This window comes from Sodalis sp. C49 (genome assembly GCF_046352915.1).
Taxonomy (GTDB): domain Bacteria; phylum Pseudomonadota; class Gammaproteobacteria; order Enterobacterales; family Enterobacteriaceae; genus Acerihabitans.
In genome coordinates, this window is the sequence record NZ_CP163303.1 from 5,323,575 (window position 1) to 5,339,414 (window position 15,840).

The 15,840-nt window shown below is 58.2% G+C and carries 12 protein-coding genes; 6 read left to right on the forward strand and 6 right to left on the reverse strand.

The window, feature by feature from the left end; all coding sequences use genetic code 11:
• Positions 1–718 precede the first annotated feature (718 nt).
• Together ABUK12_RS24175 and ABUK12_RS24180 are read right to left on the reverse strand one after the other, a co-directional pair.
• A complete protein-coding gene (locus tag ABUK12_RS24175; RefSeq protein WP_410014195.1) occupies positions 719–1,621 on the reverse strand; it encodes a TIGR01777 family oxidoreductase in 903 nt (300 codons plus the stop codon).
• Between the two features lie 165 nt (positions 1,622–1,786).
• The gene (locus ABUK12_RS24180) at positions 1,787–2,419 is read right to left on the reverse strand and encodes a glutathione binding-like protein (protein ID WP_410014196.1); all 633 of its coding nucleotides are present in this window, start codon (positions 2,417–2,419) and stop codon (positions 1,787–1,789) included.
• Between the two features lie 155 nt (positions 2,420–2,574).
• On the opposite strand from ABUK12_RS24180, the gene yfcE reads away from it, so the two are divergent.
• Together yfcE and yfcD are read left to right on the forward strand one after the other, a co-directional pair.
• Positions 2,575–3,129, forward strand: a complete 555-nt coding sequence (gene yfcE, locus ABUK12_RS24185) for a phosphodiesterase (RefSeq protein WP_410014197.1) — start codon at positions 2,575–2,577, stop codon at positions 3,127–3,129.
• 91 nt (positions 3,130–3,220) lie between these two features.
• Positions 3,221–3,793 (forward strand): NUDIX hydrolase YfcD, encoded by a 573-nt coding sequence (gene yfcD, locus ABUK12_RS24190; protein WP_410014198.1) that lies wholly within the window; start codon positions 3,221–3,223, stop codon positions 3,791–3,793.
• A 1,731-nt stretch (positions 3,794–5,524) separates the two neighbouring features.
• On the opposite strand, the gene pta is transcribed toward yfcD, so the two are convergent.
• Together pta and ackA are read right to left on the reverse strand one after the other, a co-directional pair.
• Positions 5,525–7,675 (reverse strand): phosphate acetyltransferase, encoded by a 2,151-nt coding sequence (gene pta / locus ABUK12_RS24195; RefSeq protein ID WP_410014199.1) that lies wholly within the window; start codon positions 7,673–7,675, stop codon positions 5,525–5,527.
• A 78-nt stretch (positions 7,676–7,753) separates the two neighbouring features.
• Positions 7,754–8,956, reverse strand: a complete 1,203-nt coding sequence (gene ackA, locus ABUK12_RS24200; RefSeq protein ID WP_410014200.1) for an acetate kinase — start codon at positions 8,954–8,956, stop codon at positions 7,754–7,756.
• 363 nt (positions 8,957–9,319) lie between these two features.
• On the opposite strand from ackA, the gene yfbV reads away from it, so the two are divergent.
• From yfbV to ABUK12_RS24220, 4 genes are all read left to right on the forward strand, one after another.
• Positions 9,320–9,775: a terminus macrodomain insulation protein YfbV gene (gene yfbV, locus ABUK12_RS24205; protein ID WP_410014201.1), complete on the forward strand. Its 456-nt coding sequence runs from the start codon at positions 9,320–9,322 to the stop codon at positions 9,773–9,775.
• A gap of 214 nt (positions 9,776–9,989) precedes the next feature.
• Positions 9,990–10,484 (forward strand): YfbU family protein, encoded by a 495-nt coding sequence (locus tag ABUK12_RS24210; RefSeq protein ID WP_410016763.1) that lies wholly within the window; start codon positions 9,990–9,992, stop codon positions 10,482–10,484.
• A 17-nt stretch (positions 10,485–10,501) separates the two neighbouring features.
• Positions 10,502–11,167, forward strand: coding sequence for a sugar phosphatase (locus tag ABUK12_RS24215; protein WP_410014202.1), 666 nt, complete (start codon positions 10,502–10,504; stop codon positions 11,165–11,167).
• 54 nt (positions 11,168–11,221) lie between these two features.
• Entirely contained in the window at positions 11,222–13,096 is a 1,875-nt protein-coding gene (locus ABUK12_RS24220) for an SLC13 family permease (protein WP_410014203.1), read from the forward strand.
• Positions 13,097–13,144: 48 nt separating this feature from the next.
• On the opposite strand, the gene yfbR is transcribed toward ABUK12_RS24220, so the two are convergent.
• Both yfbR and ABUK12_RS24230 read right to left on the reverse strand, forming a co-directional pair.
• Entirely contained in the window at positions 13,145–13,744 is a 600-nt protein-coding gene (yfbR, locus tag ABUK12_RS24225) for a 5'-deoxynucleotidase (RefSeq protein ID WP_410014204.1), read from the reverse strand.
• A 102-nt stretch (positions 13,745–13,846) separates the two neighbouring features.
• A complete protein-coding gene (locus tag ABUK12_RS24230) occupies positions 13,847–15,061 on the reverse strand; it encodes a pyridoxal phosphate-dependent aminotransferase (protein ID WP_410016764.1) in 1,215 nt (404 codons plus the stop codon).
• Positions 15,062–15,840: the final 779 nt, after the last annotated feature.

Here is a 15,840-nt window from a genome sequence, read left to right on the forward strand (position 1 = left end):
CCCCATAGGCACGCTCTCCCTTGAACACGTCTGCTTTGAGATAAGTGTTGGCGGGCCTACCATGCCATGGGGCCTCGGTCGGGCGGGAACACCACGCCCGATTCGACCCCATAGGCACGCTCTCCCTTGAACACGTCTGCTTTGAGATAAGTGTTGGCGGGCCTACCATGCCACGGGGCCTCGGTCGGGCGGTAAAATCATGCCCGATTCGACCCCATAGGCACGCTCTCCCTTGAACACGACTGCTTTGAGATAAGTGTTGGCGGGCCTACCATGCCATGGGGCCTCGGTCGGGCGGGAACACCACGCCCGATTCGACCCCAAAGGCACGCTCTCCCTTGAACACGTCTGCTTTGAGATAAGTGTTGGCGGGCCTACCATGCCATGGGGCCTCGGTCGGGCGGGAACACCACGCCCGATTCGACCCCATAGGCACGCTCTCCCTTGAACACGTCTGCTTTGAGATAAGTGTTGGCGGGCCTACCATGCCATGGGGCCTCGGTCGGGCGGTAAAATCATGCCCGATTCGACCCCATAGGCACGCTCTCCCTTGAACACGTCTGCTTTGAGATAAGTGTTGGCGGGCCTACCATGCCACGGGGCCTCGGTCGGGCGGGAAAATCATGCCCGATTCGACCCCATTGGCACGCTCTCCCTTGAACACGTCTGCTTTGAGATAAGTGTTGGCGGGCATACCGTGCCATGGGGCGCTCGGGATTTATTCGTCTTTAACGATATCGGCCAGCGCGTCCCTGAGCTCCATGTAGCGAAAGGTAAATCCGGCCGCTTCCAGGCGTTTGGGGACCGCCCGCTGGCCGCCCAGCATCAGCGTGGCGCCTTCGCCCATCATCAGCTTTACCGCCGCCGCCGGAGCGCGCATTAAGGCCGGGCGGTGCAGCGCCTCGCCCAGGGTGGCGGCGAATTGTTCATTATGCACCGGGTAGGGCGCCACCAGGTTGAACGGGCCGCTTAACCCGTCGGTGTTCAGCAGGAAGATCAGCGCATCCACCATGTCGTCGATATGGATCCAGGACAGGAACTGGCGACCGTTGCCGATAGGTCCGCCCAGCCCCAGTTTAAACAGCGGCAGCAGTTTGCCCAGTATGCCGCCGTCCGCCGCCAGCACCACGCCGGTGCGCGACAGGCAGACGCGCGTGCGCGGACTTTGCGCGCTCAGCGCCAGCTCTTCCCAGCGCTGACATAAGGTGTGGGTGAATTCGGCGACCGGCGGTTCGTCCTCGGTGACCAGGATCTGATCCTGGTTGCCGTAAAAACCCGTCGCCGATCCGGAAATAAATACGCGGGGCGGATCGTCCCCCTGGCGTATCAGCTGGCTCAGGCGTTCGGTCACGTCCCAGCGGCTGCGGCAAAGACGATCTTTTTGTTCCTCGGTCCAGCGCTTATCGGCAATAGGCTCGCCCGCCAGATTGAATACCGCGTCAAACGCATCCAGGTGGGGACATGAGGCCAGCGTGGTCAGGGTGGTCACGTGGGTACCCAGTTTTTGCTGGGCACGCTGGGGATCGCGGGTCAGTACCGTGATCTGGTGCGACAATGTCAGCAGCCTGGCGATCAGGTGCCGTCCAATAAGCCCGGTTCCGCCGGTGATCAAAATTTTCATATTTGCCCTCGCTTCCCGCAATGCGCACGTCAATTAACAGCTTGGTTACAAGCATAGGCCATTTTTGCGGGAAAATGAGTGAACAAAACCCCTGAACTGACAATAAATTGACAATTAAACCGGTAAAATAAACCGCGCCGCCGGCTGGACGGCGCGGCGCGTGGGCTAAGCTTTTTGCGCGGGTATCTGATAGGCGCGCTCGACCGCGGGGCGGGAGCGAATGCTGTCGAACCAGCGCCGTACCGCCGGGAAATCCGCTAAATCGATATGCTGACGCTCGTGGGAAACGACCCAGGGATAGGTGGCGATATCGGCAATGCTGATGTTGTCGCCGGCCATATAGGCATGGCGGGCCAGTTGCCGGTTTAAAACGCCGTACAGGCGCACGGTCTCAAGCTGGTAGCGCTCGATGGCGTAAGGCACCGGCTTGGGCGCGTAATGGCTGAAATGGTGGTTCTGGCCCAGCATGGGGCCAAAACCCGCCATTTGCCAGAACAGCCATTGCAGCGTGGCCTGGCGCTCGCGGAAATCCTTGCTGATAAGCTGGCCGGTTTTATCCGCCAGATAAAGCAAAATCGCCCCGGATTCAAACAGGCTTAACGGCGCGCCGCCGTCGGCGGGTTGCTGGTCGACGATCGCCGGTATTTTATTGTTGGGCGAGATGGTGAGAAATTCCGGCGCGAACTGTTGGTTGGCGGAGATATTGATCGGATGGATTTGATAAGGCAGGCCGGTTTCTTCCAGGAAAATCGTTATTTTATGGCCGTTGGGCGTGGGCGCGTAATAGAGGTCAATCATAGAAGCTCCTTGTGAATGTATAGCCGCGTGATGACACTCTAGAACAAATGCCCGTTGAAATCACCACCCGTTCCGGCCGCCGCATCATAGCGCCGTTACCGGCGCCGGTAAGTTTGTTAAGCTTGAGAGATGATGAACAACCAGAGGATGCTGCCATGAAACTGATGTTTGCCGCCGATATACACGGCTCGCTTGCCGCTACCCGCCGTATGCTGGCGGCCTATGACGCCAGCGGCGCCCAGTGGCTGGTGCTGCTGGGCGATTTGCTTTATCACGGCCCGCGCAACGCCCTGCCGGAGGAATACCAGCCGGCGGCGGTGGCGGAGCTCCTGAACGGCTATGCCGATCGTATCATCGCGGTGCGCGGCAACTGCGACAGCGAGGTGGATCAAATGCTGTTAACGTTTCCCATTACCGCGCCCTGGCAGCAGGTCCTGCTGGAGAATCATACCCGGCTGTTCGTCACCCACGGGCATCTTTTCAATCCCGCCAGCCATCCCCCGCTGCGGCGTGGCGACGTGGTGGTCTACGGCCATACTCATATTCCGCAGGCGGAGCGGCGGGAGGATATCCTGTGTTTCAATCCCGGCTCGGTCAGTCTCCCCAAAGGCGGCTTCGCCGCCAGCTACGGCCTCCTGGAACAGGAAATATTACGAGTTGTGTCATTGGAAACGAGCGAGACTATTGCGCAAGTGGCGATTAACCACTAAGTTATGACGGATCCACTCGTGCAAATTTTTTTATTTTATTACAATTAAGGTGCGCGGCTCTCCCGCGTCTCGTTAACAAGGGATTCGAAAGATGGTGGAACAGAGTCAGGCTGCTGGCGTGGAATGGGTTGACATCGTCAACGAAGAGAATGAAGTCATCGCCCAGGCCAGCCGTCAGCAGATGCGCGCAGAACGTCTCAGGCACCGCGCCAGCTACATCGTGGTCCATGACGGCATGGGCAATATCCTGGTGCAGCGCCGTACCGCCACCAAGGATTTTTACCCGGGTTATCTGGATGCCACCGCCGGCGGCGTGGTGCAAAGCGGTGAAAATATGCTTGATTCCGCCCGCCGGGAAGCAGAAGAAGAGCTGGGCATCGCCGGCGTGCCGTTTGCTGAGCACGGGTTGTTCTACTTTGAAAACGACCATTGCCGGGTCTGGGGCGCGCTGTTCAGCTGCGTCACCCACGGTCCGTTTGCCCTACAGGCTGAAGAAGTGGAGGCGGTCAAATGGCTGCGCCCGGAGGAAATCACCGCCCGCTGCGATGAATTCACCCCGGACTCCCTCAAGGCGCTTTCGCTTTGGATGAGCCGCAATAACCAGCAAAGCCACGGCAAGCCTTTACCTCCCTCCGCCCCGGAGCAAAAAACCGCAGAAGAGTAACTGCCTGCCTCAAGGCTAATCTGGGCATGTTAAAGGTAATACCTGTCTTGGCGGCTGAATCGGGCGTGGGTCTCGCTTGCCGTGCGGGGTGATTTGTGTTGCCGTGGCGGGGGTTTTGCTTGCCGTGCGGGGAGATTAATGTTGCCGTGGCGAAGGTTTCGCTTGCCGTGCGTTCGGCGGTTATATGGAATGCCGGGTGCCGGCAAGCGACAAAGAGGCCGTACCGCGACGGCCTCCTTGACCTCCGCGCGTCCGGCAGATCGTGCGCCACTGCGCGGTTCCCGGCAACGCCGCATCCCGGCTTTTGGACCGCCCGATATGCGCTCCAAGCGCAATCCGGGCTTTCGCCGCTCCCGGCGGCTCATCCAGCCGCGCTGCGCGCCGCCGGCGCACTCGATGCCGGCACCACGTCAACACCATCGCCTGTGAGAAAAACAGCGCTTTGGGGTCCATCGCGGCATGTGATTACCGGGAAAGGTATCAGTATACATTTTGCGCTAAAGTTTACAGTTTGATGGCTGATGGCTGATGGCTGATGGCTTACCGCTTACCGCTTACTGTTAAAACTTAAAACTGAATGATGAATGTCTTATTGCATGACTGCATGACTGCATGACTGCATGTCCAACTTTTCGCTGTGCCAGCTGCATTCCGTACCCGTTGTATTCCAGAACCGTCAACCGCATTCCGACGCCAGACCTTATCCAAAACAACAGCGCCACTATTGCTACATAATATGCCGTGCGAACAGCGACATGTGGACCGGCATAAAGCGCGCTGACGGCGCCTGTGCCCCCGGCATGAGCCGCCGGGAGCGGCGAAAGGCCCGGTGGCGCCGGGAGCGCTAACCGGGCCGGTGCATCACGGGGGCATGGGCGACGGAAGGCATCGCGCAGCGACGCGCGACCTGCCGGGCGCGCGGAGGTCAAGGAGGCCGTCGCGGTACGGCCTCCTTGTCGCTTGCCGGCACCCGGCATTCCATATAACCGCCGAACGTACGGCAAGAGAAACCCCCGCCACGGCAACATAAACCTCCCCGCAAGCAGGTTAACCTATCCCGACGCCAGACCCTATCCAACACAACAGCGCCGCTATCGCTTAAAAAAATACGTTACCAACAGCGACATATGCCCCGGCATAAAGCGCGCTGACGGCGCCTGAGACCCCGGCATGAGCCGCTGGGAGCGGCGAAAGGCCCGGTGGCGCCGGGAGCGCTAACCGGGCCGGTGCATAACGGGGGCACAGGCGGCGGAAGGCATCGCGCAGCGACGCGTGATGCCTTCCGGGCGCGCGGAGGTCAAGGAGGCCGTCGCGGTACGGCCTCCTTATCGCTTGCCGGCACCCGGCATTCCATATAACCGCCGAACGCACGGCAAGCGAAACCATCGCCATAGCAACATAAATCCCCCGCACGCCGCCAGCGCAACCCCCACCCCGGCGACATCGACGTGGCGACGTTGACCTCGACGGATGCCCAAGAGGGCCCGACCCTAGGACTCCCATAGCCCGCCAGGACCCGGGACTGCGATCGCAGAACCTACACCCGGCGTGTTAAGGGAAGCGCATGCCAACAGGAGGGGAACCGGACACGGATTTCCCACCCGACCGAAGTCCCCTGGCGCGGCAGGCGCGTAACCACCCATCCCAGACAAGGCGTATCAAGGCTACCCGCACAAATAAAAACGCCGGCTTGCGCCGGCGTTGTGCTTACTACTGACAGGGCCAGCGGGCTTATTTAGCCGTTTCAGCCTGTTTGGACTGGATGGCGGTCAGGGCGATGGTATAAACGATATCGTCCACCAGCGCGCCGCGCGACAGGTCATTAACCGGCTTGCGCATCCCTTGCAGCATCGGCCCGATGGAGATCAGATCGGCTGAACGCTGCACTGCTTTGTACGTGGTGTTGCCGGTGTTCAAATCCGGGAAGATGAACACGGTGGCTTTACCGGCAACCGGCGAATTCGGCGCTTTGGACAGCGCCACATCGGCCATAATGGCGGCGTCGTACTGCAACGGACCGTCAATCACCAGGTCAGGACGTTTTTCCTGCGCCAGACGGGTGGCTTCACGCACTTTTTCCACATCGCTGCCGGCGCCGGACGTGCCGGTGGAGTAGGAGATCATCGCCACACGCGGTTCGATGCCGAAGGCCGCGGCGGAATCAGCGGACTGAATGGCAATTTCGGCCAGTTGTTCCGCGGTCGGGTCCGGATTAATGGCGCAGTCGCCATACACCAGCACCTGTTCCGGCAGCAGCATAAAGAACACCGAGGACACCAGCGAACTGCCCGGCGCGGTCTTGATCAACTGCAGCGGCGGGCGGATGGTATTGGCGGTGGTGTGAACCGCGCCGGATACCAGGCCGTCAACTTCGCCTTGTTCCAGCATCAGGGTGCCCAGCACGACGTTATCTTCCAACTGCTCGCGCGCGACCACTTCGGTCATGCCTTTGCTCTTGCGCAGCTCCACCAGACGGGCCACGTAACGTTCGCGGGCCACTTCCGGGTCGATAATCTCGATGCCTTTACCCAATTCCACGCCCTGCACGGCGGCAACGCGATGGATTTCGTCCGGATTGCCCAACAGCACGCAATGCGCGATGCCGCGTTCAGCGCAAATAGCCGCCGCTTTCACGGTACGGGGTTCATCACCTTCGGGCATCACGATACGCTTGCCGGCCTGGCGCGCCAGCTCGGTCAGCTGATAACGGAACGCCGGCGGTGACAGGCGACGCGAACGCTCGGAGCTGGCGGTCAGGGACTCGATCCAGTTGTTGTCGATATGACCGGCAACGTAGTTCTGCACTTTTTCCACCCGGCTATGGTCGTCGGCCGGCACTTCAAGGCTAAAGCCCTGCAGGCTGAGCGAGGTCTGCCAGGTATTGGTCTGCACGGTGAACATCGGCAGGCCGGTCAGGAAGGCGCGATCGCACAGGCGTTGGATGCGTTCATCCACCTTATAGCCGCCGGTCAGCAGGATGGCGCCCAGTTCCACGCCGTTCATGGCCGCCAGACAGGCGGCAACCAACACGTCGGGACGATCGGCGGAAGTCACCAGCAGCGAACCCGGACGGAAATGCTCCAGCATGTTCGGCAGGCTGCGCGCGCAGAAGGTCACCGAACGCACGCGACGGGTCTGGATATCGCCTTCGTTGATAATGGTGGCGCCCAAATGCCTGGCCATATCGATGGCGCGCACGGCAATCAGGTCAAAGCTCCAGGGTACGCAGCCCAGTACCGGCAGCGGGCTGTTTTCAAACAGCTGCTTCGGATCGATATTGGCGACGCTGGCCTTGGGCGTGTCGTCAAAGATTTCCGACAGGTCCGGACGGGTGCGGCCCTGTTCGTCCACCGGCGCGTTCAGTTTATTGACGATAACGCCGACGATGCTTTTATTCTTGCTGCCGCCGAAGCTGGAACGGGCCAGCTCGATGCGTTCCTTCAGCTGATCGGGCGAATCGTTGCCGAGCGACAGCACAAAGACGATTTCCGCATTCAGCGTCTTGGCGATTTCATAGTTCAGCGCGTTGGCAAACTGATGTTTACGGGTCGGCACCAGGCCTTCCACCAATACCACTTCCGCGTCTTTGGTATTGTCATGATAACGGGCGATGATCTCTTCCATCAGCACGTCTTGCTGGTTGGAGCCCAGCAGCGACTCCACATAGCTCATGCGCAGCGGTTCGGCGGATGGAATGGTGGAGTTGGCGCGGATAATATTGGTGGTGGCGTCAAGACCGTCATCGCCGGCACGGGGCTGCGCGATCGGCTTGAACACGCTCAGGCGCACGCCTTTCTGCTCCATGGCGCGAATGACACCCAGGCTGATGCTTGTCAGGCCGACACTGGTGCCGGTTGGGATCAACATGATTGTACGGGACACGGCTAAACCTCTTTCAACGGTTGCTCGTTAGTCAAACAAGTATTCCGCCGGCGCTTGTCCGGCGGAACGGAGATACTGTTACGCCGTCAGACGGGCGGCATCCTGGGCAATGACCAGTTCTTCATTGGTGGTGATGACAATCGCCGGACGGCTGGCGTCGGTGGTGATCACGCCGCTGTTGCCGAAACGGGCCGCTTCGTTGCGCTTCTGGTCGATTTCAAAGCCCAGCAGGGCCAGTTTGCCCAGGGTCAGTTCGCGCACCTTGGCGGCGTTTTCGCCGATGCCGCCGGTGAAGATCACCGCGTCCAGGCGACCGTCCATCAGGGCGGTATAGGAACCGATATATTTCGCCAGGCGGTGGCAGAAGACATCCATGGCGCGCTTGGCTTCAGGTTTCGTATCGTAATTGTCGATAACCCAGCGCATATCGCTGGTGACGCCGGTCAGGCCCAGCAGGCCGGATTCCTTGGTCAGCAGTTTATCGATTTGTTCAACCGACATGCCCATGGCATTATGCAAGAAGAAGATAATGGCGGGATCGAGATCGCCGCTGCGGGTGCCCATCACCAGGCCTTCCAGCGGGGTCAGGCCCATGGAGGTGTCAACGCTCTTGCCGTTGCGCACTGCGGTAACCGAACCGCCGTTGCCCAGGTGGCAGGTGATCAGGTTGACGTCTTCCACCGGTTTATCCAGCATGCGCGCCGCTTCATGCGTCACAAAGTAGTGGCTGGTGCCGTGGGCGCCGTAGCGGCGGATGCGGTGCTCTTCATATAACGCATAGGGCAGGGCATACAGGAACGACTCTTCCGGCATGGTCTGATGGAAGGCGGTATCGAACACGGCGACGTTTTTGTCGGCCAGTTTTGGAAACGCCTTCAGCGCTTCGTTGATGCCGATGATATGGGCCGGATTATGCAGCGGCGCAAACGGGATGGAATCCTTGATGGCTTGCAGCACATCGTCCGAGAGCAGGGCGGAGGCGGTATACTTTTCGCCAACATTAACGACGCGATGGCCGATTGCGGTGAGCTGCGCTGATAATTCTGGTTTTTGAGCGAGAATTGTATTAACAATAAAGCTCAACGCTTCGCTGTGCGCGGCGCCGTTTCCTAACGCAGCTTCGTGCTTGCCGCCGTCCATCTTCCATTTGATGCGCGCTTCCGGCAGGTTGAAACATTCTGCGAGGCCGGAGAGATGTTCTTCACCGTTGGCAGCATCGATAATGGCAAATTTTAGGGATGAACTGCCACAGTTAAGAACCAGTACTAGCTTACTCGACATGGAAGTACCTATTTGTTGTGCATGGTTAATAAATCATCAATCAGCTATAAAGCGTAGCGCATTACGCCGTTGAGATTTATGATTAACATCATGCCAAAGTGCGTTTTATTTGACATGAAATCGAAAGCTGTTGAAGTTAAACATTTTTTTGAAACACGTGTTTACTTATCGCGGTTAATCGTTGCGACATTACACGGAATCGTGCTGCTCAGGCGGCGCAAACGGTGCGTAGGGGCCAGCCATAAGGCGGCAATAAGGATAACGATTGCCGGTAGTAAAGACAAAATATATTTAAAAGTTATACAATTTGATTGTGATTTTGCACAAAAATTTTAATTTTTATTCGTAAAGTTGAGGCCCGCTATGGCGACAATTCCTTCCGGTTCGGTAAGCTGGTACAAAATTTTCCAGCGCGGACAAGATTATATGAAAACCTGGCCGACCGAGAAACGCCTGGCGCCGCTTTTTCCTGAAAACCGCATGATCGCGGCCACCCGCTTTGCCGTGCGCTACATGCCGGCGGTGGCGGTCTTTACCCTGACCTGGCAAATCGCCCTCGGCGGCCAGCTTGGGCCGGCGGTGGCCACCGCCATCTTTGCCTGCAGCCTGCCGATGCAGGGGCTGTGGTGGCTGGGTAAACGCTCCGTGACGCCGCTGCCCCCCACGCTTTTGCACTGGTTCCATGAAGTACGCCATCAGCTTAACGAGGCGGGTCAGGCGCTGGCGCCGGTGGAAGGCGTGCCGACCTATCAAATGCTGGCCGACGTGCTTAAGCGTGCGTTTAAGCTGCTGGATAAAGCCTTCCTGGACGATTTATAAGCGTTATGTCGCTGTCCGCCAGCCGCCTTCCCGGGCGGCGGACGGGCGATATTTCGCCACCTGCTGTCTTAAATCAAAAAAGCGCCGGCTTCCGGTACCGCCATCGTACGCATTATGCGATGCTAGCGCCAGACGACTAGAGGCACCCACGGGGCGGCGCTCGCCATTGGCGCGAACAGTTCGGCGCCCCACGGTATACAATCAGGAGTGGATGATGGAGATGACAAACGCCCAACGGTTAATTCTGTCCAACCAGTATAAGATGATGTCCATGCTGGACCCGGACAACGGCGAACGCTATCGCCGTCAGCAAACCATTGTGGAACGCGGCTACGGCCTGCAGATGCGCGAGCTGGACCGTGATTTCGGCCAGTTGAGCGAAGACGTCTGCCGCACGATTATCGATATCATGGAACTGCACCACGCGCTGCAGGTCTCCTGGTCGAACCTGAAGGAAAAACAGGACATCGACGAGCGTCGCCTGGCGTTCCTTGGCTTTGACGCCGCCACCGAGGCGCGTTACCTGGGCTATGTACGCTTTATGGTCTTTACCGAGGGACGCTACACCCACTTTGATTCCGGCACCCACGGTTTCAACGCCCAGACCAAGATGTGGGATAAATATCTGCGAATGCTGGCCGTCTGGCAATCCTGTCCGCGCCAATATCATCTCAGCGCGGTGGAAATTACGCAAATTATCAATGCCTGACGGCTTAACCCGGAGATATGCCTGTGCTGTGTAAAGGTTTTTTATTTGACCTTGATGGAACCTTGATTGATTCATTGCCGGTGGTGGAATTAGCCTGGGGAAATTGGGCCAGGCGGCGGGGGGTTCCCGTCGACGAGGTGTTGAACTTTATCCACGGCAAACAGGCTATTACGTCGTTGCGCCATTTTATGCCGGGGGAAAGCGAAGAACGCATCCAGTCCGAATTCAGCGCGTTGGAAAAGTTCGAGGCGGAGTGCATCGACGGGGTAACGGCGCTGCCCGGGGCGGTGGATTTGCTTAACCGGCTCAACGCGCTGGATATTCCCTGGGCCATCGTGACCTCCGGGTCGATGCCGGTGGCCACCGCGCGGCTGCGGGCCGGGCGCCTGCCGCAGCCGGCATGGCTTATCACCGCCGAGCAGGTCGCCCGCGGCAAACCCCAGCCGGACGCCTATCTGCTGGGCGCGAAAAAACTGGGGTTTGCGCCGGCGGACTGCATCGTCGTGGAGGATGCCATCGCCGGCATCCAGGCCGGCCTGGCCGCCGGCTGTCCGGTCATCGCGGTCAATCCGCCGCCGGAAACGCCGCAGAAAGAGGCGATCGGCCTGCTCCTGACCTCCCTGGAACAACTGGTGATTGAACGCGACGGCCAGGGTGCGCGCGTCAGCCTGCGCACAGCTTGAGAGAAATCAACTGTTTAATGATTTAGCCCCGCCATTCCGGGGCTTTTTTATGGCATGATTGGCCGCAGACACCGCTTTATAATCCGGGAAAACGTTGTGAATAACGAACTCATCTGGGTGCTGGCCCTGCTGTTGATCGCTATCTTTCTCTTTACCACCAACAAAGTGCGCATGGATGTGGTGGCGCTGCTGGTGATCATCGCCTTTGTCCTGAGCGGCACCCTATCATTGCCGGAAGCCACCGCCGGCTTCAGCGATCCCAACGTCTTACTGATCGCCGCCATGTTTGTCGTCGGCGAGGGCCTGGTGCGTACCGGCATCGCCTACCAGGTCGGCGAGTGGCTGATGCGGGTGGCGGGCAAAAGCGAAACCCGCATGCTGATCCTGCTGATGATCACCGTCGCCGCCCTGGGCGCCATTATGAGCTCCACCGGCGTGGTGGCGATATTCATCCCGGTAGTGCTGAGCGTGTCGCAGCGCATGAAAACCTCCCCCAGCCGCATGATGATGCCGCTGAGCTTTGCCGCCCTGATAAGCGGTATGATGTCCCTGGTGGCGACGCCGCCCAATATGGTGGTCAACAGCGAATTGGTGCGCGACGGCGCCGAGGGCTTCGGCTTCTTCGCCGTTACGCCGGTGGGCGTGGTGGTGCTGGCGCTGGGCGTCGGCTATATGCTGGTGGCGCGCTACTGGCTGGGCGGCGGCGAGGCCAGCCATGAGCGGGAGCAGTGGCAGCGCCGGACGTTCCGCGATCTGATCCGCGATTATAAGCTGACCGGCCGCGCGCGTCGCCTGGCCCTGCGCCCCGGCTCGCCGCTTATCGGCCAGCGCCTGGACGACCTCAGGCTGCGCGATCGCTACGGCGCCAACGTGGTCGGCATCGAGCGCTGGCGCAAATTCCGCCGGGTAATGGTAAGCGCCGGCGGCAATACCGAACTGCGCCAGCGCGATGTGTTATTAATCGATATGTCCGCTTCCGAGATGGATCTGCGGCAGTTTTGCAGCGAGCAGCAGCTGGAACCCATGGTGCTGCGCGGCGAGTATTTCTCCGAACAGGCCAGGGATGTGGGCATGGCGGAGGTGAGCCTGATTCCCGATTCCGAATTGGTGGGCAAGACGCTGCGCCAGGTGGGCTTTCGCAGCCGCTACGGCGTTAACGTGGTGGGCATCCGTCGCAACGGCGAGGCGATGGCGGGCAAGCTGATTGACGAGGAGCTGACGCTTGGGGATATCCTGCTGGTGATTGGCGACTGGAAGCTGATTCGCCAGCTGCAGCTGAAGAAAAACAATTTTATCGTACTGAACCTGCCGGCCGAGGTGGACGACGTGGCGCCGGCGGTGAGTCAGGCGCCCCACGCGCTCTTCTGCCTGGCGCTGATGGTGGCCATGATGCTGACGGAGGAGATACCCAACCCCATCGCCGCCCTCATCGCCTGCGTGCTGATGGGCAAGTTCCGCTGTATCGATATGGAAAGCGCCTATCGCGCCATTCACTGGCCGAGCCTTATCCTTATCGTCGGCATGATGCCCTTTGCGCTGGCGCTGCAGAAAACCGGCGGGGTGGACCTGGTGGTGCGGCTGCTGATGGATATCTCGGGCGGGGCGGGGGCGCATATCATGCTGCTGAGCCTGTTTATCCTCTGCGCGGTTATCGGCTTGTTTATCTCCAATACCGCCACCGCGGTGCTGATGGCGCCGATCGCGGTCGCCGCGGCCAACGAGATGGCGGTGTCGCCCTATCCCTTCGCCATGATTATCGCCATCGCCGCGTCCTCGGCGTTTATGACCCCGGTCTCGTCGCCGGTCAATACCCTGGTGCTGGGGCCGGGAGGCTATAAGTTCGGCGATTTTGTCCGTATCGGCGTGCCGTTTACCCTGCTGGTGATGGTGGTGAGCGTGGTGCTGGTGCCGATACTCTACCCGTTTTGATCTCACGGCGTGCGCCCGGCACGACTGTATCCGGACGGAGGTACGGGGCTAGAGCGGCGTGTCCTGGCTGATCTCGTCCAGGGACAGGCTGAAACTGGGCACAAACACCCGGATAAAGTACTCCATCTCCGGGCTGCGCCGCTGCTCCAGGGTTTTTTCCAGCCGCGCCATCGCCATGGTAAATTCATTATTGCCCGCGGAGATCTCTTCCAGGCACTTCAGGTAGGCACACAGGGTATCCGCCTGTTTCACCACCGCTTTTTCCTCTGGCTGGTAATAATCGTCGTCAAGCAGGGCGCGGTAGTCGTCCCGCAGCTCGGCCGGCAACATGTCAATCAGCTTCTGCTGGGCGATCTTCTCGATGTTTTTATATTCGTGGGCCATCTGCGCGTTAAAATATTTGATAGGCGTCGGCATATCGCCGGTCAATACTTCGCTGGTGTCATGGTACATCGCCAGCAGCGCGATGCGCTCCGGGTTCAGGGCGCCGCCGAACTTACGGTTGTTGATCACCGCCAGGGCGTGGGCGACAAACGCCACCTGCAGGCTGTGCTCGGAGACGTTTTCGGTGCGGACGTTGCGCATCAGCGGCCAGCGGTTAATCAGTTTCAAACGGGAAAGATGGGCAAAAAAGTGGCTTTGGGTCATGATGCGCCCTTACGGCAGGTGAATAAGGGATCTATTGTGCGCACAGCCGGCGGATTATGCAAATCCGCCGGTTCCGTGCCGGGCTGGCCCGAACGGCGTGGGTCACTGATGATAATGCTGCAGGAAACGCCCCAGTTTGCCGATGGCGGTTTCCAGGATGTCGACATGCGGCAGCGTCACGATGCGCAGGTGATCCGGCCACGGCCAGTTGAAGGCGCTGCCCTGGACCAGCAGCACTTTTTCCTGTAGCAGCAAATCGAGCACCAGCTTCTGATCATCAAGAATATTGAAGCGCCGGGCGTCGATGCGCGGGAACATATACAGCGCGCCGCTGGGTTTGACGCATGACACGCCGGGAATATCGTTGATCAGCGCCCAGGCGCGGTTGCGCTGTTCATACAGCCGGCCGCCCGGCGCGATGAACTCGCTGATGCTCTGGTAGCCGCCAAGCGCGGTCTGGATGGCGTGCTGCATGGGGACGTTGGCGCAAAGGCGCATCGACGCCAGCATTTCCAGCCCCTCGATATAGCCCCGGGCGTGTTTTTTCGGCCCGTTCAGCACCATCCAGCCCTGGCGAAAACCGGCGACGCGGTAGGTCTTGGACAGTCCGTTGAAGGTGACCGTCAGCAGATCCGGCGCCAATGCGGCGATGGAGTGGTGCTGCGCCGCGTCGTAAAGGATTTTATCGTAGATTTCGTCTGAGAAGATGATCAGGTTATGCTGGCGGGCAATTTCCACCAGTTCCAGCAACATTTCCTTACTGTATACCGCCCCGGTCGGATTATTGGGATTGATAATCACCAGGCCGCGGGTACGCGGGGTGATTTTGCGGCGGATATCGTCCAGATCCGGAAACCAGCCGGCCTCTTCATCGCACAGGTAATGCACGGCATTGCCCCCGGAGAGGGACACCGAGGCGGTCCACAGGGGATAATCCGGCGCTGGGATCAGCATTTCGTCGCCGGTATTGAGCAGCGCCTGCATGGATTGCTGGATAAGCTCCGATACGCCGTTGCCGATAAAAACGTCCTCGACGGTCAGGTCGAGCATATTGCGCGCCTGGTAGTGCTGCACAATCGCCTTGCGCGCCGAATAAAGGCCTTTGGAATCGCAATAGCCCTGCGAGGTCGGCAGATTGCGGATAACGTCCACCAGTACCTCTTCCGGCGCATCGAAGCCGAACGGGGCGGGATTGCCGATATTCAATTTGAGGACTTTATTGCCTTCTTCCTCCAGGCGCTTGGCTTCTTTCAGCACCGGACCACGAATGTCATAACAAACATTTTCCAGTTTGCTGGATTTTTCTACAGGTGAAATCACGATATTAGGCCTTCTCACAGGTAAACGTATTCCAACCATGGAATCACGCGTTCTGCATAATGTACTCTTCCGCTCTGATTTTTTGAAGGATAACGGGTGGATGCGCATCGAATGTTAAGATGGAAAATAAGAAACAGTTAAAAATTTATTTTCTTCGCTAATTTTTTAGATTAAAAAACTATTAAAACACCATGATGTCAAGATTTTAATGCTTTAAAATCCTATAAGAACAGTTAATTTGCGATTTTTTGCGTATTTTTTATACTACTTGGACCTGATAAAGGTTACTCTGCTAAATGAAAGGCGGTGGGCGGCGGTCAGCCGACGAGGACAAGGTTACAGTAAGCGACACCATTATATCGCTTCCCCAAGGGTAAAACACGGCGGGAAAATTAACCCGCTTTGCCTGACGCGCATCACACTTTTTATCGGGGTAAAGTATTGCCACTTCATCTGTTTGTGAACATTTATCCATAGAAAAATAAAGGTCACATTTTGATGCTTACAAATTATTGTTGTTTCGTTTATGGTAGCTATTTATGGTATACATTTATGCAGGTGTGCATTTAGAAAGAGATTTATTTTGATCGTATAAACAATAGTTAAGAAAAATTTATGTTAATTATGACGGTTGGGATAAGAAAATACGACTTAACCGGTAATATTCAACATTTATTTTAAATGCCAAGGCCGGTTTTAATAAATTACATTTAAGTTTTGATGTGTCATTCAAGCCGTTACGGATTTTTTTTTCTGCGCTATGCAAATGATATCAT

Excerpts from the sequence above, each read along its gene's own strand:
- ABUK12_RS24215 (WP_410014202.1), top strand. The coding sequence starts at position 10,502 with ATGCCTGTGCTGTGTAAAGGTTTTTTATTTGACCTTGATGGAACCTTG.
- yfbV (WP_410014201.1), top strand. The coding sequence starts at position 9,320 with ATGGCGACAATTCCTTCCGGTTCGGTAAGCTGGTACAAAATTTTCCAG.
- ABUK12_RS24175 (WP_410014195.1), bottom strand. The coding sequence starts at position 1,621 with ATGAAAATTTTGATCACCGGCGGAACCGGGCTTATTGGACGGCACCTG.
- yfbR (WP_410014204.1), bottom strand. The coding sequence starts at position 13,744 with ATGACCCAAAGCCACTTTTTTGCCCATCTTTCCCGTTTGAAACTGATT.
- ABUK12_RS24220 (WP_410014203.1), top strand. The coding sequence starts at position 11,222 with ATGATTGGCCGCAGACACCGCTTTATAATCCGGGAAAACGTTGTGAAT.
- yfcD (WP_410014198.1), top strand. The coding sequence starts at position 3,221 with ATGGTGGAACAGAGTCAGGCTGCTGGCGTGGAATGGGTTGACATCGTC.
- yfcE (WP_410014197.1), top strand. The coding sequence starts at position 2,575 with ATGAAACTGATGTTTGCCGCCGATATACACGGCTCGCTTGCCGCTACC.
- ackA (WP_410014200.1), bottom strand. The coding sequence starts at position 8,956 with ATGTCGAGTAAGCTAGTACTGGTTCTTAACTGTGGCAGTTCATCCCTA.
- ABUK12_RS24210 (WP_410016763.1), top strand. The coding sequence starts at position 9,990 with ATGGAGATGACAAACGCCCAACGGTTAATTCTGTCCAACCAGTATAAG.
- ABUK12_RS24180 (WP_410014196.1), bottom strand. The coding sequence starts at position 2,419 with ATGATTGACCTCTATTACGCGCCCACGCCCAACGGCCATAAAATAACG.